Source organism: Brevibacillus borstelensis, assembly GCF_003710865.1.
In the GTDB taxonomy this organism is placed as follows: Bacteria; Bacillota; Bacilli; order Brevibacillales; family Brevibacillaceae; genus Brevibacillus; species Brevibacillus borstelensis.
In genome coordinates, this window is sequence record NZ_RHHO01000015.1 from 19853 (window position 1) to 40710 (window position 20858).

Here is a 20858-nt window from a genome sequence, read left to right on the forward strand (position 1 = left end):
CATGAAGGGGGGCGAATCCGCTATGGAGCGTCCTCTTTTTTGGATTGTCTACCTCACAGCAAGCGGCTTTTATATTGCAGAAGGTTCTCTCCAAAGCGAGTGGAATCGTTTCTTCATGGAAATGCTATGACAGATAGTTAGAGTGATCGAATGTGGGGGAGTCGTCATGGAATGGTACGAGCGTTTAAGCGAATATTTTCCTGAGCAGGAGATGAAGGACCCGCGCCAGCTGCAGGCTCTGATCGAGGACAAGGATGTTTACCACAAGGAAGAGACAGAGGACTATCTGCTGTTGTATGCGGAATTTCCGACCTTTCTCTTCATCGATTACCTGCTGATCAACCCGGAGACGAGAGGGAAAGGGATCGGAACCAAGCTGCTCAACCGGCTGAAAGAAAAAGGAAAGACGATCATCCTCGAAGTGGAGCCGATCGACCGGGAAGACGAGGACACGTGGAAACGGGTCAACTTTTATCGGAAAAACGGGTTTGTAAAGGCGGACCGGATCCAGTACCGCCGGGAGGATGACAGCGGCGAGACGTACGAGATGAAGATTTACTACTGGAGTCCGGATCAGGACGAGCCGCAAGAGGTCATTTTGGAAAAAATGGCGAAGGCTTGCCAGGAAATCCACAACTTCCGTGCCAAGCGATATTACGGGCGAGACGTGGCCGATCCGGATGAAGTATTGGATTTGAAGCAATAAATACGGGACTGAACATAACTGAATACGCGAATAAAACGTATAGAGAGATAAAACAGAGGAAAGCGGGTTGCCGATGATTCGGCAGCCTTTTTGCCGTGGCACTGACCAGAAGCCAATCGCTCCCCTTTTCAAAACTGTCAGCCGAGAACTCCATTTTCAAATTTTGGGAAGATTGGTATGATAGCATGTATCGCAAAGGTAACGAAGCAGGAAGGAAGTGATCCCGAATTGATCAAGCGCTTTTTCTCTTATTACCGTCCCTATAAAGGACTTTTTTTGTTGGACTTCTCGTGTGCGGTGATCGCCGGCTTGCTTGAGCTTGGCTTTCCGCTGGCTGTCAATCAGTTCGTCGACAAGCTCTTGCCCGGCAAAGACTGGTCGCTGATTCTTTTGGCATGTTTGGGCCTGCTTGCCATCTATGCGCTGAACACGGTCCTCCAGTATATCGTCACCTATTGGGGACATATGCTCGGGGTCAACATCGAGACAGATATGCGAAGAAAGCTGTTTGAGCATCTCCAGAAGCTGTCGTTTCGTTTTTTCGACAACAACAAAAAAGGGCATTTGATCGGCCGGATCACAAATGATTTGAACGAGATCGGGGAAATTGCCCACCACGGACCCGAAGATATTTTCATCGCGGTCATGACACTGATCGGCTCATTCGGACTGATGGCATACATTCATCTGGAGCTGGCGATTTTAACGTTCCTGGTCGTTCCACTGATGGCTGTCGTTGCGACTGTTTACAGCAAAAAAATGACCAAGACATACCGCCGTTTGTTTGGCGATGTGGGTGAGTTCAACGCGAGGGTGGAGGACAATGTCAGCGGCATTCGCGTGGTTCAGGCATTTGCCAATGAAGCCTACGAAAAAGAGCTGTTTGCCGTCAATAATCAGCAGTTCCGCCAGACAAAGCTGCTCGCATACAAAATCATGGCCAAAAGCTTGTCGATCAGCTACATGATGATGCGTCTCATCTCCCTGTTTGTCATGATCTGCGGTACGTGGTTTGTGATCAGAGGCGAGCTGTCGTATGGAGAGTTTGTCGGGTTCCTGCTGTTGACCAATGTCTTTTTCCGCCCGATCGAGAAAATCAACGCGGTGATTGAGAGCTATCCGAAGGGAATCGCCGGGTTTAAACGCTATGTAGAGATTCTCGACACAGAACCGGATGTGGCAGATGCGCCCGATGCGATTGAAGTGGCAAACCTGAAGGGGGATATTCGCTACAACGGGGTGACATTCGGGTACGAAGAGGGCAGGAGCATTTTGCGAAACATCGACCTGTCCATTCGCGCCGGAGAAACCGTTGCTTTCGTCGGGCCATCGGGTGCGGGTAAGACGACGATCTGCAGTCTTTTGCCGCGGTTCTACGAGGTGAATGAAGGCAGCATTACCATCGACGGAATCGATATCCGCAAGATGACTTTAGCTTCGCTCAGAAAGCAGATCGGGATTGTTCAGCAGGATGTATTCCTGTTCTCGGGGACGATTCGGGAAAATATCGCGTACGGCAAGCTCGATGCCAGTATGGACGAGATTTGGGAAGCAGCGAGACGAGCCCGTCTGGATGACGTGATCCGGAACCTGCCGGAAGGGATGGATACTGTGATCGGAGAGCGGGGCGTGAAGCTTTCCGGCGGACAAAAACAGCGTTTGGCCATCGCCCGCATGTTTTTGAAAAATCCGCCGATCCTTATTTTGGATGAAGCCACCTCGGCGCTGGATACAGAGACGGAGCTGGCGATCCAGCAGTCGCTTTCCGAGCTGTCCCAGGGGCGTACGACCCTCGTCGTGGCGCACCGTTTGACGACGATCAAAAATGCGGACCGAATCGTCGTGGTCAATGAAGACGGTGTTGCTGAGCAGGGACGGCACCAGGAGCTGATCGCTGCGGGCGGCATTTACCACCGGCTGCACCAGGCTCAGTTTGGCGCGGTATACCAGTAAGAAAACGGCAAAAAGGTTTGGGTTGGCTCTGCAAGTCCGAGGGAGTCTGTAGGTGCAACAGAAAGAGCGTTGTCTACAGACTCCCCCAAAGAGAAACAAATAAAGTATAGGTAAACAAAGTAAAGGCAGAAAAAACGAGAAGAACAGCATTTCCCCAGATACCGATGAATCGAAGCACTCCTTTTTCACCGAGGTAGACTCCAACCAACGACAGTCCCAAACCTAAAGGCGGCATCAGGATCGCGTAATAGACGGAGAGTGTGGATTGGGGAAATCCAGCCAGTGCTATCGCAAGCGTAGACAAAAATAACAAGCTGGATATTTTGCTAAACAGCTTTTCGGCAAGCATGCGATCACTCCTGAAACAAGGTGTCTAGTACTATAATAAAAGAGCCTCATCGGAATGTAACGAAATTCCATTTGATCCAATGCGACAAAAGGGGGAGAGGTACATGAAAGCAGTTCTTGTCACAGCTTTTGGCGGAACCGAGGGCATGGTGTATACGGAAGTCGAGATGCCGTCCATACACCCAAAGCAGGTATTGATCCGGGTAGAAAAAACGAGCGTCAATTTTGCGGATATCAAATCGCGCTACGGAAAAAAGGGCGGAGGAAATCTGCCGTTTATTCCCGGTCTCGACGCAGCCGGCGTGATTGAGAGAGTCGGTTCCGAGGTGCAGTCGCTGCATGTGGGCCAGCGGGTCATCGCATTCCCTCATAACGGCTCATATGCGGAGTATATCGTTGCCGACGAGAATCTCGCGTTTGCTATTCCGGATCAGCTCGACTTTGACACCGCAGCGGCTTGCCCGATCGTTTCGTTTACATCCTACAAGCTCCTCGCTGATGTAGCGCGGCTGGAAAAGGGAGAAACCGTCCTGATCCACGCCGCGGCGGGAGGCATTGGTACGACCGCAATCCAGCTAGCGAAGCTGCTGGGGGCAGGGAAGGTCATCGGGACAGTGGGCAGCGAGAGCAAGGCGGCGATCGCGCTGGAGGCCGGTGCCGATCATGTGATTTGTACGGATAGAGAAGACTTTGCCGAAAAGGTAAACGAATGGACGGACGGCGAAGGGGCGAATGTTATTCTGGACTCGATCGCTGGCCGGGTCACGGAAAAGAGCATGGAATGTCTGGCTCCATACGGACGGCTGGTTCACTTTGGAAATGCGAGCGGGGAAGTCGGACAAATCAGAACAATTGATTTGCATGCCAGTTGCCGCTCCGTGCTGGGCTTCAGCCTGGGAACGACCCGCAGCAAACGGCCGCAGCTTTTGCGCGAGACAGCGGAGCGGGTGCTGCCGTATTTGGCGGATGGGCGCCTCAAGATCAAAGTCGGGAGACGCTTTGCTCTCGCCGAGGCGGCCAAGGCCCACGAGTGGGTAGAAAGCAGGCAGAGTACGGGAAAAGTGTTGCTGGATGTACGCTGAGAGGGGGGAGCCCTCTCTTTTTTTTTGCCTACACTTGCTGCATTGATCTATCGGGATATAAAGATATAATAAAGGGCATGGATCCCCTTCTCATTTTCAAGGCTTTATCTAATGAAACGCGTTTGCAAATTCTGGACTGGCTGAAGGAACCGGAGAAACACTTCCCCCCGCAAGAAGGAGGAGATTGCCGAAAAATCGGGGTATGTGTAAGCCACATTCAGGAAAAGGCTGGCTTATCGCAATCGACCGTTTCCCAGTACCTTTTGACACTTCAGCGGGCAGGCCTATTGGAAGTATACCGATACGGCCAGTGGACCTACTACAAGCGAAATGAGCAGAAGTTGAAAGAGTTGGCTGCGTTTATCCAACACGACTTGTAGCTGCCTGTCCAGACAGCCGAAATGTACATGGATGTGTTTCCCGCGTTGCTGCGAGACCCAGCCATGTATGCGGATGTTCTATCATCTATAAATCTAGATATTCAGATATGTAATTTTGTAAGAATGATCAGGGGAACGATCTTCTCATAGCAAAGGATGAAAACAATGGCCAAGCAGACTGAAAGAAACAAACAGCTTCGCGACATCCCGCTTTCCGTACTGGATCTCGTGCCTGTCCTGGAGGGAGGGACACCGGCCGATTCCTTCCGAAACACGCTGGATCTGGCCCGGCATGCGGAAAAGTGGGGGTACAACCGCTACTGGCTGGCTGAGCACCACAATATGCCGGGAATCGCCAGCTCCGCGACGTCCGTGGTGATTGGATATGTGGCGGCAGGCACCTCGACGATCCGGGTCGGTTCCGGCGGCATCATGCTGCCCAACCATGCCCCGCTCGTCGTCGCCGAGCAGTTCGGCACACTGGAGTCCATGTTTCCGGGCCGCATCGATCTTGGACTGGGGCGAGCGCCGGGTACGGATCACCTCACGGCCCGCGCGCTTCGCCGAGACAGCAAGAGCGGCGGTGAAGACTTCCCGGAACAGCTAGCGGAGCTGCGGGAATATTTGAACCCGACTTCCACAGAGGGTTCGGATGGGCCGCGCGTTCGGGCTGTTCCCGGCGAAGGCATGAACATCCCGATCTGGCTCTTGGGCTCCAGTCTGTATAATGCCCAGTTGGCGGGTCTTTTGGGCTTGCCCTTCGCTTTCGCGGGCCAGTTTTCGCCGGACAATATCTTGCCGGCGCTCCGGCTGTACAGGAGTGCCTTCCGCCCATCCGAAGTGCTGGAGGAGCCGTATGCGATGGTCGGGGTAAACGTGATCGCAGCGGATGACGATGAAACGGCGAAACGTCTGGCAACCTCGCAGCAACTCAATTTCCTCAGCCTGGTAAGAGGCCGTCCGCAAAAATTTCAGCCGCCGGTCGAGAGCATGGAGGGAATTTGGGCCGATTATGAGAAAGCGAGCATAGATGCCCAACTGCGGGCGTCGATTATCGGCAGTCCCGCGGTCGTCAAAGAAAAGCTGCAGGAGCTGCTGGATGCCACGCAAGCCGACGAGATCATCATCAACGGCGCGATTTACGATCATCAGGCTCGCCTGCGCTCCTTTGAGATCGTAAAACAGGTTGCAGCGGAGTAAAGGCTGGATCCCAGGCAAGAATATGATGGGGAGACTCGGGCGGACCTGGAGGGACGAGATACGCGAGCAGTGATTGGAGAGCAAAAGCCAAATTGGACACAATAGCGAAATATGTTGGGAGTGTACGGTACATGAAAGAAAAATATACGCCTTTGTTTGAACCCTTTACTTTTCGCAGCGGAATCACATTGAAAAACCGGATCGTCATGGCTCCGCTGACCAATTATTCTTCGAATGACGACGGGACCGTTTCCGATGCGGAACTTCGCTACTATTCCCGTCGCGCTACCGGCGTGGGCATGGTGATTACCGCCTGCATCTATGTGACAGAGAACGGCAAGGGCTTCCCCGGCGAATTTTCTGGAACCAGTGACGAAATGATCCCGAGCATGCGCCGATTGGCTTCGACCATTAAGGAAAAGGGAGCGCAGGCAGTCCTGCAAATATTTCATGCCGGACGAATGGCTCCGCCGGAGCTTGTTCCCGGAGGAGAGATCGTCAGCGCAAGTGAAGTCGCTGATGACAATGCGCCCATTCCCCGTGCGCTGACGGATGAAGAGGTTCAGGAGATCATTCGCGCATACGGAGAAACGACCCGCCGCGCCATCGAAGCCGGCTTTGACGGTGTAGAAATTCACGGCGCCAACTTCTACCTGGTCCAGCAATTCTTCTCCGGCCATACGAACCGCCGTACGGACCGCTGGGGAGGCAGCCTGGAAAAACGCCTTGCCTTTCCGCTCGCCGTCGTAGACGAGGTAAAGCGAGTGGTGGCCAAACACGCAGACCGCCCGTTCCTCGTAGGATATCGCTTTTCACCGGAAGAGCCATATGAAAAGGGAATTACGATGGACGACACGTTCGTTTTGGTGGACGCTCTCGCAGATAAGGAACTCGACTATCTACATGTGTCGCTGCAGGATTTTTGGTCCAAGCCGAGACGGGGCGGCGATTCGGCCCGCACGCGAATCGAGCAGATACGAGAGCGGATCGGTGATCGCACGGCGGTAATCGGCGTCGGTTCCTTGTATACGGCAGACGATGTGCTGGCCGCCAGACAGACGGGAGTGCCGCTGATCGCGCTGGGACGCGGAATCATTATCGAACCGGAATGGGTGGAAAAAGTGATGGACGGCAAAGAGGACGAAATCGCCACCACGGTGGGTCCAAACGACCAGGAGAAACTGGAAATTCCCGATCCGCTGTGGGAGCGCATCATGACCGTCGAAGGCTGGTTTCCGGTGAAAAAAGAAACGCCTGTCAAGTAAGCCGGCTGTCACTGATCGCGGGCAGCTGATCTGCGCTTTGTATTCGCCAGCTTTTTGACCGTTTCCGCCAGGCGGCAAATTCCTTGGTCAATATCCTCGTCCTTTGTGTTCGACACATTGATCTTCAGGAGATTTTCTTTTGGATAGGCAGTCAAATAATGCTTGTCGATCGGCTCGATTACGACGCCTTTCTTTTTCAGAAGGGAAATGACTCTCGGGACGGAAATGCTCCGATCCAACGCAACATGGGTATGAATCATCGGCTGGCTGGCATCGCAGATAGCGGAAATGTCGCTCAATGGCCCGAAATGATGTTTGATCGACGCTGCCAATACGTTCGACCTCCTGGCGTAGGACGCGCGAATTTTGTGCCGGTGCCGCTCAAACATCCCGCTTTTGATGTAGATCTCAAGCGCTGCTTGGGACAGCATCGAGGTATCGATGTCCAGTAATCGCTTGTACCGCTGAAAGACATCGACCAACTGGTCCGGGACAACGGCGACTCCCACCCGCAGGCCGGGCAGAAGGATTTTCGAATAGCTTTTCAAATAAATGACGCGGGCGGACCTGTCGTAGGCAAACAAAGGGTCCGCCTTGCTGTCTTGTTCAAAATCGGCCATGTGGTCGTCTTCTACGACAAACACGTCGTATTTCTCGGCCAATTCGATGATGGCGAGCTTTTCCCGTTTTGTATAAGACGTACCCAAGGGAGAGTGGAATCTCGGCATCGCATAGAAAAATTTGACGTCCCCTCCGCGAAAAATTCTCTCCAGCTCCTCCAGGTCCAGTCCTTTTGCGGTTCGCCCTACACCTACGACCGGGATGTTGTGCGTCTCAAGGTATTCAATCAACAAGTGATAGCCGGGCTGCTCGAGGACGACCTTTGACTTTCGGTTGGGAAAAGGCATCCCAGCGAGAACGGCCAAGGCTTGTTGAACGCCCGAGGTAATAAAGATCTGTTTCGGGCTGGCAAAAACCTGATAATCGGCAAATTGCTTTTGGACAACCTGGATCAGGGTATCCAGTCCTTGCGGTGTCCCGTACACGAACAGGTCGCCGCTGTAAGTGTCGATGGCCTTGTTGATGCAGTGCTGAAAATCGAGATAGGGAAAGACGCTGCGATCCGGAGCGGAAGTAGCGAAGTCGATGACGCCAGTACCTTCCTTGGGTGAGGCAAGCGCCCCCTTCACTACATAGTAGCCGCTTTTCGGGACCGAATAGATGACGTGGCGCCTCTCCAGTTCATTCAGAGCGCGGATAACTGTACTTTGGCTGCATCCATACCTGTCTGCAAGGACCCTGATGGAGGGAAGCTTATTTCCATCTGTCCATTGGCGGCTTTCGATTTTTGATTCCAGCTCGCTTAGCAACTGCAAATATTTGTGCATCATCTCACTCCAGAACAAATCTGTACCGATACAGATTTGTTTTTTTTGAATTGTAGCACACGTGCCTGCCATTTACGATAGAGCCATGACCGGTCATGAAATCACAGTTACGCCATGCATGAGGAGGCAATCATATGACACAAAAGACAATTCAAAAAGCGTATCTGGCGGCGGTGTTGAACGCTCTTATCGTCGGATTGTCGTTTTTGTTCGTGAAGGTGGCGCTTGCGATCAGCGATCCGCTGGATACGTTGGCTCACCGGTTTACCCTGTCGTTTCTGGCGGCTTCGATTCCCGTTCTGCTGGGCTGGGTCAGGCTGCGGACCACGCTGCGGGACATCGTTTCATTTTTGCCTGTGGCACTGTTCTATCCCGTCATCTTCTTTGCTCTGCAGGCGTTTGGCCTGGTCTATACGTCGTCATCGGAGGCAGGGATTATTCAGGCTACCGTACCGATCTTCACCATGATCCTGGCCGCTTATTTCCTAAAGGAGTATACGAATGGGATGCAAAAGGTGTTTACGTTGTTGTCCGTAGCGGGAGTGGTTTACATCTTCGCCTCCAAAGGGGTCGACCCGCAATCCGCCAATCTGACGGGAACCGTTTTGGTGTTTTTGTCCGCTCTTTCCTTGTCCGCTTATGGCGTGATGGCCCGCAAGGTTGTGAAGAAACACCACTACATGGATGTCACGTATGCAATGACCGTGTTCGGCTTCCTGTTTTTCAACGGCATGTCCGTTGTCAGCCATATCTCGGCGGGGACGCTCGCCGCTTTCTTTCAGCCTTTGGCGAATCCGTCCTTTCTGGTCAGCGTCCTGTACCTGGGCGTGCTGTCGTCGCTCGTTACCTCCTTTTTGTCCAATTATGCCTTGTCGCATATCGAAGCCTCCAAGATGAGTGTATGCAATCAAATATCGACGCTGGTAACGATAATTGCGGGTGTGATCTGGTTAAACGAGAGAGTGGAGATTTTCCATGTCGTTGGCGGCGCTTTGATCCTCATCGGGGTTGTCGGGGCGAATGTGTTCTCGTCCGGCAGAAAGAGTGCGCTTTCAGGTGATAAAGCTTTGGACCAATGAATGGTTTGGGTTCATACCATCCGACCCTTGTGAAGGAGCTCATCATTTTTTGGTTGATTTATAAACTAAATGATTGAAATAGTATAGTAAGTTGCCTATACTGTATGTATAGCAAAGTTTGATCCAGGCTGTTTTCTGTTTGCATAGAAGGCGCATTCCTCTCTGGTACGTCCACTTGTCTCCCAGAAGGGCCTTTTCATGGGGAAAACAGCCGTCTTCTTTTTCTGCATCACCTATTCCATCGGCAGCCTTTTGCCGAAAGGGGCGCTAGCGCATGAAACTAACAGTTACACAGTCGGCACTTGCCTGGTTCGAGGAGGAGTGCGGCTTTCAATCGGGGGACTACGTTCGTTTTTTTGCCCGCTATGGCGGCAGCAGCACGATTCAGGACTCCTTTTCCATGGGATTCACCAAAGAAGAGCCGGACAATATCGGTCTCTCCACTGAAGTGAACGGCATTACCTTTTACATCGTAGAGGATGAAATCTGGTATCTGGACGGCAAGGACATGCTGGTGGATTACCGGAAGGACCGGGATGAGATTGTATACTTGTACGCTTGATTCGCTATTGGCTTTTTTGTTTAAAAGCGATGAGTGGAATTTTTTGTTTCGTCGATGATCGGATACGCTGGAAGATTTGACGGGATTTGACGGGATTTGACGGGATTTGACGGGATTTGACGGGGAGAGTTTAGTGAAGGCGCATAAAAGCGCCTTCACTTTAAATAGCAGTACGGATATAATTGTTAGAAATATCGGACATTTTGAGCGCTGAAAACGAGGAAAGGTATCAGAAGCTGCCAAAGGCAAGGCAGTTTAGCTGGAGTAGACATCTGGAGCAATGTAATGACAGTAAAGGAGTTACTACATAAGTAAAAGTGAGGAAAAATCGTGAAGCGCAATCTTAAACTGCTTTGGTTTCCAGATGCTTCGTCTATTTTCGGCACATCGGTCTATACGCTTGCACTGACACTGCTGTCCCTGCAATACAGCGACAGTGCACTGGGAGCGGGAGCGGTGCTGTTTGTCTCCGTAGATTCCTTATTTTTTTCTCGGAATCATAGGCGGTGTCATTGTCGATCGAGTAGACCGCAAAGCGATCATGCTGTTTTGCGGTTGGACACGGGGATTGCTTACCTTGTCCATTCCCATTGCTCATGCTGCCGATGTGTTGACATTGGAGCACATCATGATCGTCAGCTTTGTCATGACCTGCCTGCGGGCCTTTTTCTTTCCGGCCATTCAAGCGAGCATCCCGTTGCTGGCTGTTGACAAAAAGGATTTAAACATTTCTATCGGCGTTGATCCAAGGCTTTGGAAATACGATATCCGGCACGACATTGACGACTGTTCTGCAGTTGAGGACCCCCAACGAAATGTTGGGAAAGGTGATGGCCCTCCGCTCCAGCGTCGGCAATGTGTCTGATGCCTTTGCCTGCCTGTTGATTGGCGGTCTTTTGTCCGCATTCTCACTGCCTCTCGCTTTTACGGCAGTGACCGTGTATGTGTTTGGGACAACGGCAATGTTTTACGGCCTGCGGTTGCGGCATGCAAGGCAGCAAACCCGAATGGAGACAACGGGACAATCTGTTGGAAAGTAAGGCGGGAGCTGACTTGCGGTATCTGAGCATCAATAAGAGAGGAGAATGATCTGATGCGAATTTTGCTCATATCGGGAAGTGTAGCGGAGCCTGCGCATACAACGGCTTTGATTGAGGAGATCGCCGCACGGCTGCGGGAAAAAGGCTGTGAAGCGAATGTCTGGGATTTGCGGGTACGTCCGCTGCCTATCGCCGATCCGAAATATCACTATGAACCGGAAAAGCACCCCGATGAAACCGCTCGCGAGCTGATCCGGCTGGCCGGGCAAGCAGATGCATTTGTACTCGGGTCGCCCAATTACCACAATTCGTATTCGGGTGTCCTGAAAAATGCGTTGGATATTCTCAATATGGATATGTTCCGGGACAAACCGGTGGGGCTCGTAGGCAATGGGGGCGGCATCCGCAGTACGCAGCCGATCGATCATCTGCGCATTGTCGTGAGGGGACTGTTGGGCGTGGCGATCCCCATGCAGGTGGCGTCTTGCAAAAGCGATTTTATACTTGAGAATGGACGGTACGCCGTTACAGCCGAGGATTTGAAGCAAAGGCTGGACGCATTTGCTGCCCAGTTGGTTGCGTACACCGAAAAGCTGAGATAGGAAGATGTAAAAGGATAAAGCCCGGGGCGCCGCTCCGGGTTTTTTATAATGGACGCATCAAGAGCACATCCGCCACTGAGAATTCTAATCATTCTCATTGACTGTATGTAAATGAATGGGTATAATACTCAATGTAATCAGATGATAATGAATATCATTATTGGATGCCGGAAGTACATATTCTTGTTCTTCATAGGCATTTTGACTGAGAATCTTACCTGACCACAAAGGAAAGAGCCAATGAAAATCGGATATTTGTTTCTTGCACTGCTTCTATTCTCATTCGGGTCTGTCTTTATCGGTGTAAAGGACATTTCCCCGCTGGATGTATTCCAGCTGACAGACGACCAGGTCGAAATACTGCTCGTGAGCAGGCTTCCCCGTCTGATCAGCATTATTATTGCAGGCGTCAGCATGAGTATTTGCGGTCTGATCATGCAGCAGCTGAGCCGGAATAAATTTGTTTCTCCCACGACAGCAGGGACGCTAGATTCCGCCAGATTGGGGATTCTCGTATCGCTGATGCTGTTTACCACGGCAAGTCCGTTGGTCAAGATGCTGATTTCTTTCGTCTTTGCCTTGCTGGGCACTTTTGTGTTCATGAGAATCCTGGAGAAGATCAAGTACAAGGATACGATCTTCATCCCGCTCGTCGGACTGATGTTCGGGAACATCATCAGCTCCTTCGCTACCTTTATCGCGTATAAGTACGACCTGATCCAGAACATGTCGGCATGGCTGCAGGGCGATTTTTCCATGATCATGAAAGGGCGCTACGAGCTGATGTACATCAGCATTCCGCTGCTTGTTATCGCATACCTGTACGCCAACAAATTTACGATAGCCGGGATGGGCGAGGACTTTTCCAAGAATTTGGGCCTGAATTACAGGCGGGTGGTCAACATCGGATTGGTGATTGTTGCCCTGGTCACCGCGTCCGTCGTGTTGACTGTGGGGATGATTCCGTTTCTGGGCCTGATCATCCCGAACATCGTTTCGATCTATCGTGGCGACAACCTGAAAAACAGCCTTTCTCATACCGCTTTATTGGGAGCCGTATTCGTACTCTTCTGCGACATCCTTGGCCGGGTCATCATCTACCCATACGAAATTTCCATCAGCCTGACCGTCGGGGTGCTCGGAAGTGGTATCTTTGCTTATTTACTGATGAGGAGAAAGGCATATGGCATATAAAAAGAAAATGGTCTGGTTGGCAGCGGCGGCCCTCGTTTTGATCGCCATTTTTATGACAATCAAAGCAGGGGGCAACTGGGATTACATCCTTCCCCGGCGGAGCTTGAAGGTACTGGCGATTATTCTGACGGGAACAGCCATCGCCTACTCGACACTGGTGTTTCAGACGATTACGAACAACCGAATCCTGACACCGAGCATCATGGGCCTGGATTCGCTTTATATGCTGATCCAAACCTTCGTCATTTACGTATTCGGCTCCAAGTCGCTCACCATGGTAGACAACAATTTGAACTTTCTGTTGTGCGTGGGCCTGATGGTTCTGTTCTCGGCTGTTTTGTACAAGATCCTGTTTAAACGGGATCAGCAAAATATTTACTATCTGCTGCTGATCGGCATCATCTTCGGGACATTGTTCCAGAGCATGGCGACGTTCATGCAGGTGCTGGTCGATCCGAACGAGTTTCAGGTCATCCAGGACAAGAGTTTCGCCAGCTTCAACAACATCAACAACAATCTGATCGGCATCGCCGGTATCCTGATGGTGCTTGTATTCGCTTATTTTTGGCGGTTCAATAAATACCTCAATGTCCTGTCATTGGGGAGAGATCAAGCCATAAACCTGGGGGTTGATTACGACTATGTAGTCAAAAGGCTGCTGGTCGCCGTAGCGATTCTGATCTCGATCTCGACTGCTTTGGTCGGGCCGATCACCTTCCTGGGACTGCTTGTGGTCAACGTCACGTACGAATTCATGAGAACCTACAACCACAAGTATTTGATTCTCGGTTCCATCTTCATCAGCGTGATTGCACTCGTCGGAGGGCAGCTCATCGTAGAGAGGGTGTTTACCTTCTCGACAACCCTTAGCGTCATCATCAACTTTGTCGGCGGCGTGTATTTTATCTATCTACTATTGAAGGAGAATAAATCATGGTAGAGGTAAGAAGCGTGTCCAAAAAATACGGACAGAAAAAAGTAGTGGAAAACGTCTCTGTAAAAATCCCCAAAGGGAAAATCACCTCCTTTATCGGTCCAAACGGGGCAGGCAAAAGCACATTGCTGTCGATGATCAGCCGCTTGATCGCCATGGACGAAGGGGATATCTACATTGACGGTCAGGAAGTCGGCAAGTGCAAAAGCAACGACCTGGCCAAAAAGATTTCCATTCTGAAGCAGTCCAATCACATCAATCTGCGGCTGACGGTCCGCGAGCTGGTTTCCTTTGGACGCTTCCCCTATTCGCAGGGACGGCTGACAGAGGAGGATTGGAAGCATGTCGACGAAGCGATCCGCTATATGGAGCTTCATGACATGCAGGACAAATATTTGGACCAGCTCAGCGGGGGACAGAAGCAGCGCGCCTATATCGCGATGGTCATTGCTCAGGACACCGAATACATCCTGCTGGATGAGCCGCTCAACAATCTCGACATGAAGCATTCCGTACAGATCATGAAGATTGTCCGCAGACTGGTGGATGAGCTGGGGAAAACAGTGGTGATCGTCATCCATGACATCAATTTCGCCTCCTGTTACTCCGATTACATCGTGGCGCTCAAGGACGGAAAGATCGTCCGGGAGGGAACGATCGAGGAGATTATCACGTCTCCCGTGTTGAAAGAGGTCTATGACATGGACATTCCGATCCAGCACATCGATGACAATAAAATCTGTATTTACTTCTCTTGATGAAAATCTATTGTGTCAGGCATCATTTCGATGGTGTCTGAAAAAGAGAAATCCCGTTTTTAAATGGGCTGGCAGCAAGCCAGACTCTTTTCCAGACAATCATCGATGCAATATAAAAAATCCCTTTTAGAGGTGACGACATGAAGAAGGTAGCACTATATCTCATGATTGCCGTACTGGCAGTCTTCGCAGTAGCATGCGGTTCGGGCGGTTCCAGCACGACCGGCAGCACCAATGGCACGGCGGAGCAGCCGCAAGCACAAGGAGCGCAAGGAACTCCGGCAACGGAAGCGCAAAGTGAAGAGTTGACGATCAAACACCAACTGGGCGAAACCAAAGTGAAGAAAAACCCGAAAAAAGTAGTTGTCTTTGACTTCGGTACGCTGGATACGCTGGATAAGCTGGGCGTTGAAGTAGCGGCGCTGCCAAAAACAAGCATTCCTACTTACCTCGAAAAATACAAGGATGACAAGTATGTGAATGTAGGAAGCCTGAAAGAGCCTGATTTTGAGAAAATCAACGAAGTGAAGCCTGACCTGATCATCATCTCCGGACGCCAACAGGCTATGTATGAAGAATTCAAAGCGATCGCACCAACGATCTACCAGGGCGTGGACACCTCCCGCTATATGGAGTCCTTTACCGAGAACGCAAAAACGATTGGCCAAATTTTTGGCAAAGAAGCAGCCGTTGAAGAAGAGCTGGCGAAAATCAATGAATCGATCAAAAAACTGAACGCAGAAGCAACAGCCAGCGGCAAAAACGCGCTGATCATTCTGGCCAACGACGGCAAAGTAAGCGCGTATGGAGCAGGCTCCCGTTTCGGTATTATTCACGACGTGTTTGGCTTTACACCGGCAGATAAGAACATCGAGGTATCCACTCACGGTCAAAGCATCTCTTTTGAATACATCGTGGAGAAAGACCCGGACTTCTTGTTCGTCATCGACCGCACCGCTGCAGTTGGGGGAGAATCCTCCGCGAAGGGTGTAGTTGAAAACGAACTGGTGAAGAAAACGAAAGCCTTTAAAGAAGGGCACATCGTTTATCTCAAACCGGACTTCTGGTATCTGTCCGGCGGCGGACTCGTCTCCGTCGACGCAATGGTAAAAGAAGTAGAGGGCGCTTTGAAATAATAGCGTCAGGCTATGAGTACTGATAGTAGAGGCGCTATGCCTTTGGCGCAATACAAAAGAATAGTGGGAAAAACAGCGGGGCCTTCTTTATGAAGGCCCTTTCTCAGTGAGTTACAAGCCGACAGAAATCCTGTATAATGCCCATAAGGAGGGGAACAGCGGAATGGAAAAGCTCCTGTTGGAAATCGCGGAAGGCATGAAGCGGATGGGAGAAAGGTTCGATCAGTTGGAGGGACGATTCGACCAGTTGGAGGGACGATTCGACCAGTTGGAAGGGCGGTTCGACCGGCTTGAGGAGAAGGTAGATCGACAAGAGGAACGTTTTGATCGGCTGGAGGCAAAGGTGGACCAGTTGGAAGGGCGGTTCGAGCGACTTGAGGAGAAAGTAGATCGACAAGAAGAACGTTTTGATCGGCTAGAGGCAAAGGTAGACCATTTGGAGGAACGTTTTGACCGACTGGATACAAAGGTAGACGAAATAAAAGTCGCGCTTCACTCCCAGCACATCGCCAATATTAATAGCGATAATTTGGTACTGTCCGAGATTCGCGACATGAAAGAGAAAGTACGGTATGTAAACCGAAGGGTTGCAGACGTGGAACTGGATATGATCGGAAAGCATGCGAAGGACCCGAACTGACGTGGTCTTTTTTTTTTTGTCTCTTGAGGTACGAGAACGAAAGTGTTTCCGTTAAAGGCGTCCGATGGCTGTTGGTTGGGGAAAGTGGCTTATCGCTCATCCTCGGCCTGTAGCGGATTCAAGGCTGCAGCATCAAACGGCTGATTGCTTTTATTACAACTGCTTTTTCATTCCTTGATAGGATTCCCCATAGGCTCTTCTATGTCTTCCACATGGTTTTTCGGCCTGATTCTAACAGATAGGAAATAGACGTCCTCGCTTTCTGTATCGAATACATGTATTACATAGCGCAAAGTTCCATACCGATAAGAAGGAATATCCGTTTTTATCTGTTCGATGGGAACATTGTATTTGTTATGAATGTAGGCAATGGCTTGTTGTCGTACTTTGACTCTGTCTGGTATGGTCCCAAAGAATTCAGAACAGCCTGCCACAAAAAGGATGACGAAGCCAATTGTTACAATAAACCATAGGATTCGCTTTATCATGAGCGACACCTCCCTGTTTTTTAGGGGGACGAGACGTGCCTCAGAATAGGGTTCCGATCATTTCTATGGGACTACATCGGCAATGGAAAGCATCATTCCCAAAATAACGGAGAACGGGAACGATGCTTTTTAGCATGAACGAATGGAACAAGCCAGCAGGTTTATGGTGCCTTCATGGATAATTGTATATCAATTCCACATGAAAAAAGAGAACCGGATCTTAATGCGGTGAACAGAAATAACGATAACCTCGCCAACAGGAAAGGAGCACTTCATAACATGTCAAAAGCCGACAACATGCTTTCCATCTTGTGGCTCTTGAAAACAGGGAGACGGATGACGGCCAAGAAGCTGGCAGAGACGCTGGAGATTCATATCCGGACCGTCTACCGTTACATCGATGCCTTGTGCGCGAGCGGCGTGCCGATCATCGCCGATTCCGGTCACAATGGCGGATATACCCTGCCCGATCACTTCATCGAGGCTCCTTTGTTTTTCGACCTGGACGAGCAGAAGGCGCTGATTCATGCAGCCATTTTTGCGAAAGAGGCCGGTTATCCTTTTGGCGAGGCGTTGGACAGTGCCGTGTCCAAGCTGAAGAGGTACACCAATCAGGAGCAGTTGCATCATATTCAGCGGAATGAACGCGGTTTCGATGTGATTAACCCGCCACCGAATCCTGCGATAGAGTCAGTTTTGCAAGAGCTGCAGCGAGCGGTAGCGGATGGGTATACGCTGTCCATGGCCTATCAAAAGGGCCGTGATCCGTCTCCGCAGGTCCGCGATGTCGATCCATACGGGCTGGTTTACTGGAAGAACAAGTGGTACGTCGTCGGCTATTGCCATCTGCGATGCGAGATCCGCAGCTTTCGCGTAGACAGAATTCATCACGTATCCCGGACTGATGCTTTGTTCCAACCACCCGACGATTTTTCCGCAAGGCAGTTTTTCATGCAAAACTTGCTGCCCGATGCGGAGAGGAAAAAGCTCATTGCCGTTCGGATCAAGGGAAAACCCCATGCCATACGCGACCTTTGCGAACATTGGCTGTTCGGACACGCTCTGGTGGAGCGGTCGGAGGGTGAGGCCCGCTTTCAACTGGATGAAGAATCGATCTCGGGTTACGTACCGTACTTTCTGCTGCCGTACGGTGGAGCGATTCAAGTGCTGGAGCCGAAGCTGCTTCGGGAAAGAATGGTGAGTGTCACGAAGGCATTGCTTGTGCATTACGAAACGTATTCATCTTGACTGACTGTATTTGTCAGTGAATCTCGGTTATGCTGTGGACATGAAAAGGTTAGGCGAATGGAGGCGTATCTGAAATGAAGCACCACGCAGTACAATTGTACGAATACCACATATGGGCCAATGAGAGGATTTTTCAACAACTGAAGGAATTGCCCGAAGAAGCCTGCCGTCAAGAGATTCAGAGCATTTTTTCTTCTGTTTACAGTGCACTGGTTCATATCTATACGGCAGATCATATTTGGCTGTACGCGATGGCTGGCGAAAGCTTTGAGAAGATAAGAGAGGCGATCGGGGGCATCACCGAGGAGACGAATGGCAAAAGCGCAGAGGAACTCCAGCAGCTGTTCCGCACTGCCTCCGAGAGGTACAAGGAGTTTTTGGCGGGTTTGCCAGATCTGGACGCGACGACTCAATACCGCCATCCTACTTACGGGGTGCTGGAGGCCAGGTATTCTGATATCGTGCAGCACGTCGTCAACCATGGCACATACCATCGCGGGAATATTGCGGCGATGCTCAGACAGCAGGGGTACGCAGGCGTGCCGACGGACTACGTGTTTTATTTGTATGAGCTTTCTCAGCAAGCACAAGCATAAGAACAGAAAAACGGACTTTGCCCAAGTCCGTTTTTTTGTTCAAAAAACGCTCTTAATGATAGGCGGCAGGAGTAAACTGGACCGGCAGCTCCTTTACGCCGTAAACAAAAGTGCTGGGGATCGCCTCCAGCTTCGTTCCCTCGGGCAGCCTCATGTCGTGGAAATGAGCGAGGATGAGCGGCAGGGCGATCAATGCCTCCAGTCTGGCGAGCGGGGCGCCCAGGCAAAAATGGATGCCCTGTCCGAAAGCGAGATGGGCATTGGGCGTGCGGTCGACGATAAAACGGTCGGCGTCCGGGAATTTTTCCTCATCCCGGTTGGCGGAACCGATCCAGGTCACGACGAGGTCGCCCTTTTTCACCTGCTTCCCGCCGATTTCCACATCCTTTGTCGCATAGCGGTTCATCGCCAGAATGGGCGAGTAGTAGCGCAGAACCTCTTCGATCGCCCCCTTCATCAGCTCCGGCTGCTGCCTCAGCTTTTCCTGGAGACTCGGCTCTTCCATAAAGATGCGAACAGCATTCGTAATCAGGTTGGTCGTCGTCTCGTTGCCGGCACCCAAAAGCAGAATGCAGAACTCCATGATTTCCTCGTCCGTCAGTTTCTCCCCGTCTACTTCTGCTTGCACCAGCTTGGTGATCAAATCATCCTCGGGCTGTTTTCTCCGCTCCAGCGTTACTTTCATGAAATAATCGTCAAGCTCGCGGCGTACCTTTTCTTTATCAGCGAGAAATTTTTGGATGGCTGCTTCGGAGTCGTCCTCGACCGACTCGGCGATTCGATCCGACCAGTCCTTGAACAGCTGGCGATCTGCCGCAGGAACGCCGAGAAGCTCGGCGATCACGATGACAGGCAGCGGGATCGAAATGCTTTGGAGCAGATCGATCTCGGTTTTCCCTTCTGTTTGTGCGATCAGCTCACCCATGATCTCTGTAATGCGTGGCTCCAGTTCAGCGATTGAACGGGGTGTAAACGCTTTGCTCACGATATTTCTCATCTGATGGTGCTTCGGTGGGTCCATCCCCAAAATACTTCCCAACAAAACAGGGCCCTGCTGCGGCCTCACCGATGAAAAGGCAGCGGGGTCCTTGAGAACGGCCAGAATATCGTCGTAGCGGAAGAGGTCCCAGGAGTTTCGCTTGGCATCAAAGGAAACAGGGAATTCCTTCCGCATTTTTTGAAACCAGGCAAAAGGCTGCAACCGCTCTTCCGGGGACTTCAATCCTTCCACCGGTATGACAAAACCAGAGACTTTTGATTGGGAGGACAGGTCCATAAGTAATCTCCTTGGGCTAGTTTTTTGCTTATTTTCCCGTTTTCCTCCAGTTCTTATGTACAGGTATTCCCATTGAATCCATCAGGATATGCGACAATGCTTAGAAAAAACACCCAATTTTTTTCATAAAAAATGGTGTTCTTTTCTTACTTTTTGCAACCAATCTTTGGGTTTTTCGGTCTATAGAGGAAATGTATTGAAACGATGGCAATGTCATAGCAGGAGGAACTCATATGTTTGCGAAAGTGGGCTGGCGTATTTTCTTTATTTTAGTGAGTGCAGGAGCTATCGCATATTCCGTGTACGAATATTTGGATTCGTTGCGCCAAACGACGGTGGTCATTGTCGCGGCCAAGGAAATTCCGGCACACACGCTCATTACCGAAGACATGGTAAAGCCCGTCGAGGTAGCGGCTGACTCGGCACGATTGCTGATTACCAAGCCCGTTACCGTCAAGGAAGATGTCGTAGGCGGCATCACCCTGCAAAAAATCGAAGCGGGCAAACCGATGGAACTGGACCCCAAAGCGCTCATCTTTCCTGAACAGCGAAGCATGTATTTGCGCAAGGACGGCAGCGTGGATATGACCTACTTCATTCCAAAAGAAAAGCGCTTGATAGCCGTCGCGCTGCCACCGGCTTCCGTGGTGGACAACAGACTGAGCAAAGGGGATTGGGTCGACGTGATCTACACCTCCAAATCAGACTCGAAAGCGATAGGAGAATCTGTTTCCCACATGATTCTGCAGCAGGTCGAGGTGTTTGACATCGAGCGTGTGAATGTGAAGGGCGAAGGAAGGGAGAGCGTCATGCAGCACGTCACGCTTCTCGTTTCTCCGCAGGAAGCCGTCAAACTCTCGCTCGCCAAGCACAAGGGTGATATCGATCTGATCCTGAACCCTTGGAACGGAGACCGGGAGAGGGTTGCTCCGGTAACAGATTCGCTGCTGCTGAAATAAGGATCGCAAAAGAAGGTGAAAAGA

23 protein-coding genes are annotated in these 20858 nt (G+C 51.0%); 19 read left to right on the forward strand and 4 right to left on the reverse strand.

Features of this window, described 5'->3' with window-relative positions; translation table 11 throughout:
* The first annotated feature begins 166 nt into the window (after positions 1 to 166).
* Together EDM54_RS07785 and EDM54_RS07790 are read left to right on the forward strand one after the other, a co-directional pair.
* The gene (locus EDM54_RS07785) at positions 167 to 706 is read left to right on the forward strand and encodes a GNAT family N-acetyltransferase (RefSeq protein ID WP_003392834.1); all 540 of its coding nucleotides are present in this window, start codon (positions 167 to 169) and stop codon (positions 704 to 706) included.
* Between the two features lie 177 nt (positions 707 to 883).
* Positions 884 to 2659 carry an ABC transporter ATP-binding protein gene (locus tag EDM54_RS07790; protein WP_232425961.1) on the forward strand — a complete coding sequence of 592 codons (1776 nt, stop codon included), beginning with the start codon at positions 884 to 886 and terminating at the stop codon, positions 2657 to 2659.
* Between the two features lie 73 nt (positions 2660 to 2732).
* Here EDM54_RS07790 and EDM54_RS07795 read toward each other — a convergent pair whose 3' ends face one another.
* Positions 2733 to 3008, reverse strand: coding sequence for a hypothetical protein (locus EDM54_RS07795; RefSeq protein ID WP_003392831.1), 276 nt, complete (start codon positions 3006 to 3008; stop codon positions 2733 to 2735).
* Between the two features lie 103 nt (positions 3009 to 3111).
* On the opposite strand from EDM54_RS07795, the gene EDM54_RS07800 reads away from it, so the two are divergent.
* The 4 genes from EDM54_RS07800 (at position 3112) to EDM54_RS07815 (ending at position 6934) form a co-directional block, all read left to right on the forward strand.
* Positions 3112 to 4089, forward strand: coding sequence for a quinone oxidoreductase family protein (locus EDM54_RS07800; RefSeq protein ID WP_031933379.1), 978 nt, complete (start codon positions 3112 to 3114; stop codon positions 4087 to 4089).
* Positions 4090 to 4166: 77 nt separating this feature from the next.
* Positions 4167 to 4469, forward strand: a complete 303-nt coding sequence (locus EDM54_RS07805) for an ArsR/SmtB family transcription factor (protein ID WP_003392827.1) — start codon at positions 4167 to 4169, stop codon at positions 4467 to 4469.
* 165 nt (positions 4470 to 4634) lie between these two features.
* Entirely contained in the window at positions 4635 to 5669 is a 1035-nt protein-coding gene (locus EDM54_RS07810; protein WP_003392825.1) for an LLM class flavin-dependent oxidoreductase, read from the forward strand.
* A 131-nt stretch (positions 5670 to 5800) separates the two neighbouring features.
* Entirely contained in the window at positions 5801 to 6934 is a 1134-nt protein-coding gene (locus EDM54_RS07815; protein ID WP_122958026.1) for an NADH-dependent flavin oxidoreductase, read from the forward strand.
* A gap of 8 nt (positions 6935 to 6942) precedes the next feature.
* Here the strand turns inward: EDM54_RS07815 and EDM54_RS07820 are convergent, their stop codons facing one another.
* Positions 6943 to 8322: an aminotransferase-like domain-containing protein gene (locus EDM54_RS07820; protein ID WP_122958027.1), complete on the reverse strand. Its 1380-nt coding sequence runs from the start codon at positions 8320 to 8322 to the stop codon at positions 6943 to 6945.
* Positions 8323 to 8456: 134 nt separating this feature from the next.
* On the opposite strand from EDM54_RS07820, the gene EDM54_RS07825 reads away from it, so the two are divergent.
* From EDM54_RS07825 to EDM54_RS07865, 10 genes are all read left to right on the forward strand, one after another.
* Entirely contained in the window at positions 8457 to 9401 is a 945-nt protein-coding gene (locus EDM54_RS07825; protein ID WP_122958028.1) for a DMT family transporter, read from the forward strand.
* Between the two features lie 274 nt (positions 9402 to 9675).
* A complete protein-coding gene (locus tag EDM54_RS07830) occupies positions 9676 to 9963 on the forward strand; it encodes a HesB/YadR/YfhF family protein (RefSeq protein ID WP_003392817.1) in 288 nt (95 codons plus the stop codon).
* Between the two features lie 475 nt (positions 9964 to 10438).
* A complete protein-coding gene (locus EDM54_RS27335; RefSeq protein ID WP_122958029.1) occupies positions 10439 to 10828 on the forward strand; it encodes an MFS transporter in 390 nt (129 codons plus the stop codon).
* Positions 10779 to 11003 carry a hypothetical protein gene (locus tag EDM54_RS26210; protein ID WP_141334213.1) on the forward strand — a complete coding sequence of 75 codons (225 nt, stop codon included), beginning with the start codon at positions 10779 to 10781 and terminating at the stop codon, positions 11001 to 11003. Before EDM54_RS27335 ends, EDM54_RS26210 begins: the two co-directional genes overlap by 50 nt.
* A 53-nt stretch (positions 11004 to 11056) precedes the next feature.
* Positions 11057 to 11605 (forward strand): NADPH-dependent FMN reductase, encoded by a 549-nt coding sequence (locus EDM54_RS07840; protein ID WP_003392811.1) that lies wholly within the window; start codon positions 11057 to 11059, stop codon positions 11603 to 11605.
* A gap of 240 nt (positions 11606 to 11845) precedes the next feature.
* On the forward strand, positions 11846 to 12799 hold the full coding sequence (locus EDM54_RS07845; RefSeq protein ID WP_003392809.1) for an ABC transporter permease: 954 nt from the start codon (positions 11846 to 11848) through the stop codon (positions 12797 to 12799).
* Positions 12789 to 13739, forward strand: coding sequence for an iron chelate uptake ABC transporter family permease subunit (locus EDM54_RS07850; protein WP_003392805.1), 951 nt, complete (start codon positions 12789 to 12791; stop codon positions 13737 to 13739). The genes EDM54_RS07845 and EDM54_RS07850 overlap by 11 nt, the downstream gene beginning before the upstream one ends.
* Positions 13733 to 14491, forward strand: coding sequence for an iron ABC transporter ATP-binding protein (locus tag EDM54_RS07855; RefSeq protein WP_003392803.1), 759 nt, complete (start codon positions 13733 to 13735; stop codon positions 14489 to 14491). Before EDM54_RS07850 ends, EDM54_RS07855 begins: the two co-directional genes overlap by 7 nt.
* A 140-nt stretch (positions 14492 to 14631) precedes the next feature.
* Positions 14632 to 15627 (forward strand): siderophore ABC transporter substrate-binding protein, encoded by a 996-nt coding sequence (locus EDM54_RS07860; RefSeq protein WP_031933372.1) that lies wholly within the window; start codon positions 14632 to 14634, stop codon positions 15625 to 15627.
* A gap of 163 nt (positions 15628 to 15790) precedes the next feature.
* Positions 15791 to 16267 (forward strand): hypothetical protein, encoded by a 477-nt coding sequence (locus EDM54_RS07865; RefSeq protein WP_122958030.1) that lies wholly within the window; start codon positions 15791 to 15793, stop codon positions 16265 to 16267.
* Positions 16268 to 16434: 167 nt separating this feature from the next.
* On the opposite strand, the gene EDM54_RS07870 is transcribed toward EDM54_RS07865, so the two are convergent.
* Positions 16435 to 16755: a hypothetical protein gene (locus EDM54_RS07870; protein WP_024984293.1), complete on the reverse strand. Its 321-nt coding sequence runs from the start codon at positions 16753 to 16755 to the stop codon at positions 16435 to 16437.
* Between the two features lie 279 nt (positions 16756 to 17034).
* Here EDM54_RS07870 and EDM54_RS07875 point away from each other — a divergent pair, with 279 nt between their 5' ends.
* Entirely contained in the window at positions 17035 to 18003 is a 969-nt protein-coding gene (locus EDM54_RS07875; RefSeq protein WP_024984294.1) for a helix-turn-helix transcriptional regulator, read from the forward strand.
* Positions 18004 to 18077: 74 nt separating this feature from the next.
* Positions 18078 to 18599, forward strand: a complete 522-nt coding sequence (locus EDM54_RS07880; RefSeq protein ID WP_039071337.1) for a DinB family protein — start codon at positions 18078 to 18080, stop codon at positions 18597 to 18599.
* A 52-nt stretch (positions 18600 to 18651) separates the two neighbouring features.
* On the opposite strand, the gene EDM54_RS07885 is transcribed toward EDM54_RS07880, so the two are convergent.
* The gene (locus tag EDM54_RS07885) at positions 18652 to 19875 is read right to left on the reverse strand and encodes a cytochrome P450 (RefSeq protein WP_122958031.1); all 1224 of its coding nucleotides are present in this window, start codon (positions 19873 to 19875) and stop codon (positions 18652 to 18654) included.
* 233 nt (positions 19876 to 20108) lie between these two features.
* Here EDM54_RS07885 and cpaB point away from each other — a divergent pair, with 233 nt between their 5' ends.
* Entirely contained in the window at positions 20109 to 20834 is a 726-nt protein-coding gene (gene cpaB / locus EDM54_RS07890; protein ID WP_122958032.1) for a Flp pilus assembly protein CpaB, read from the forward strand.
* Positions 20835 to 20858: the final 24 nt, after the last annotated feature.

Coding starts and splice junctions, on each gene's coding strand:
- EDM54_RS26210 (WP_141334213.1), top strand. CDS start 10,779: ATGTTGGGAAAGGTGATGGCCCTCCGCTCCAGCGTCGGCAATGTGTCT.
- EDM54_RS07800 (WP_031933379.1), top strand. CDS start 3,112: ATGAAAGCAGTTCTTGTCACAGCTTTTGGCGGAACCGAGGGCATGGTG.
- EDM54_RS07810 (WP_003392825.1), top strand. CDS start 4,635: ATGGCCAAGCAGACTGAAAGAAACAAACAGCTTCGCGACATCCCGCTT.
- EDM54_RS07830 (WP_003392817.1), top strand. CDS start 9,676: ATGAAACTAACAGTTACACAGTCGGCACTTGCCTGGTTCGAGGAGGAG.
- EDM54_RS07870 (WP_024984293.1), bottom strand. CDS start 16,755: ATGATAAAGCGAATCCTATGGTTTATTGTAACAATTGGCTTCGTCATC.
- EDM54_RS07850 (WP_003392805.1), top strand. CDS start 12,789: ATGGCATATAAAAAGAAAATGGTCTGGTTGGCAGCGGCGGCCCTCGTT.
- EDM54_RS07805 (WP_003392827.1), top strand. CDS start 4,167: ATGGATCCCCTTCTCATTTTCAAGGCTTTATCTAATGAAACGCGTTTG.
- EDM54_RS07860 (WP_031933372.1), top strand. CDS start 14,632: ATGAAGAAGGTAGCACTATATCTCATGATTGCCGTACTGGCAGTCTTC.
- EDM54_RS07840 (WP_003392811.1), top strand. CDS start 11,057: ATGCGAATTTTGCTCATATCGGGAAGTGTAGCGGAGCCTGCGCATACA.
- EDM54_RS07880 (WP_039071337.1), top strand. CDS start 18,078: ATGAAGCACCACGCAGTACAATTGTACGAATACCACATATGGGCCAAT.
- EDM54_RS07790 (WP_232425961.1), top strand. CDS start 884: ATGATAGCATGTATCGCAAAGGTAACGAAGCAGGAAGGAAGTGATCCC.
- EDM54_RS07885 (WP_122958031.1), bottom strand. CDS start 19,875: ATGGACCTGTCCTCCCAATCAAAAGTCTCTGGTTTTGTCATACCGGTG.
- EDM54_RS07845 (WP_003392809.1), top strand. CDS start 11,846: ATGAAAATCGGATATTTGTTTCTTGCACTGCTTCTATTCTCATTCGGG.
- EDM54_RS07820 (WP_122958027.1), bottom strand. CDS start 8,322: ATGCACAAATATTTGCAGTTGCTAAGCGAGCTGGAATCAAAAATCGAA.
- EDM54_RS07855 (WP_003392803.1), top strand. CDS start 13,733: ATGGTAGAGGTAAGAAGCGTGTCCAAAAAATACGGACAGAAAAAAGTA.
- EDM54_RS07795 (WP_003392831.1), bottom strand. CDS start 3,008: ATGCTTGCCGAAAAGCTGTTTAGCAAAATATCCAGCTTGTTATTTTTG.
- EDM54_RS07865 (WP_122958030.1), top strand. CDS start 15,791: ATGGAAAAGCTCCTGTTGGAAATCGCGGAAGGCATGAAGCGGATGGGA.
- cpaB (WP_122958032.1), top strand. CDS start 20,109: ATGTTTGCGAAAGTGGGCTGGCGTATTTTCTTTATTTTAGTGAGTGCA.
- EDM54_RS07815 (WP_122958026.1), top strand. CDS start 5,801: ATGAAAGAAAAATATACGCCTTTGTTTGAACCCTTTACTTTTCGCAGC.
- EDM54_RS07875 (WP_024984294.1), top strand. CDS start 17,035: ATGTCAAAAGCCGACAACATGCTTTCCATCTTGTGGCTCTTGAAAACA.
- EDM54_RS07825 (WP_122958028.1), top strand. CDS start 8,457: ATGACACAAAAGACAATTCAAAAAGCGTATCTGGCGGCGGTGTTGAAC.
- EDM54_RS07785 (WP_003392834.1), top strand. CDS start 167: ATGGAATGGTACGAGCGTTTAAGCGAATATTTTCCTGAGCAGGAGATG.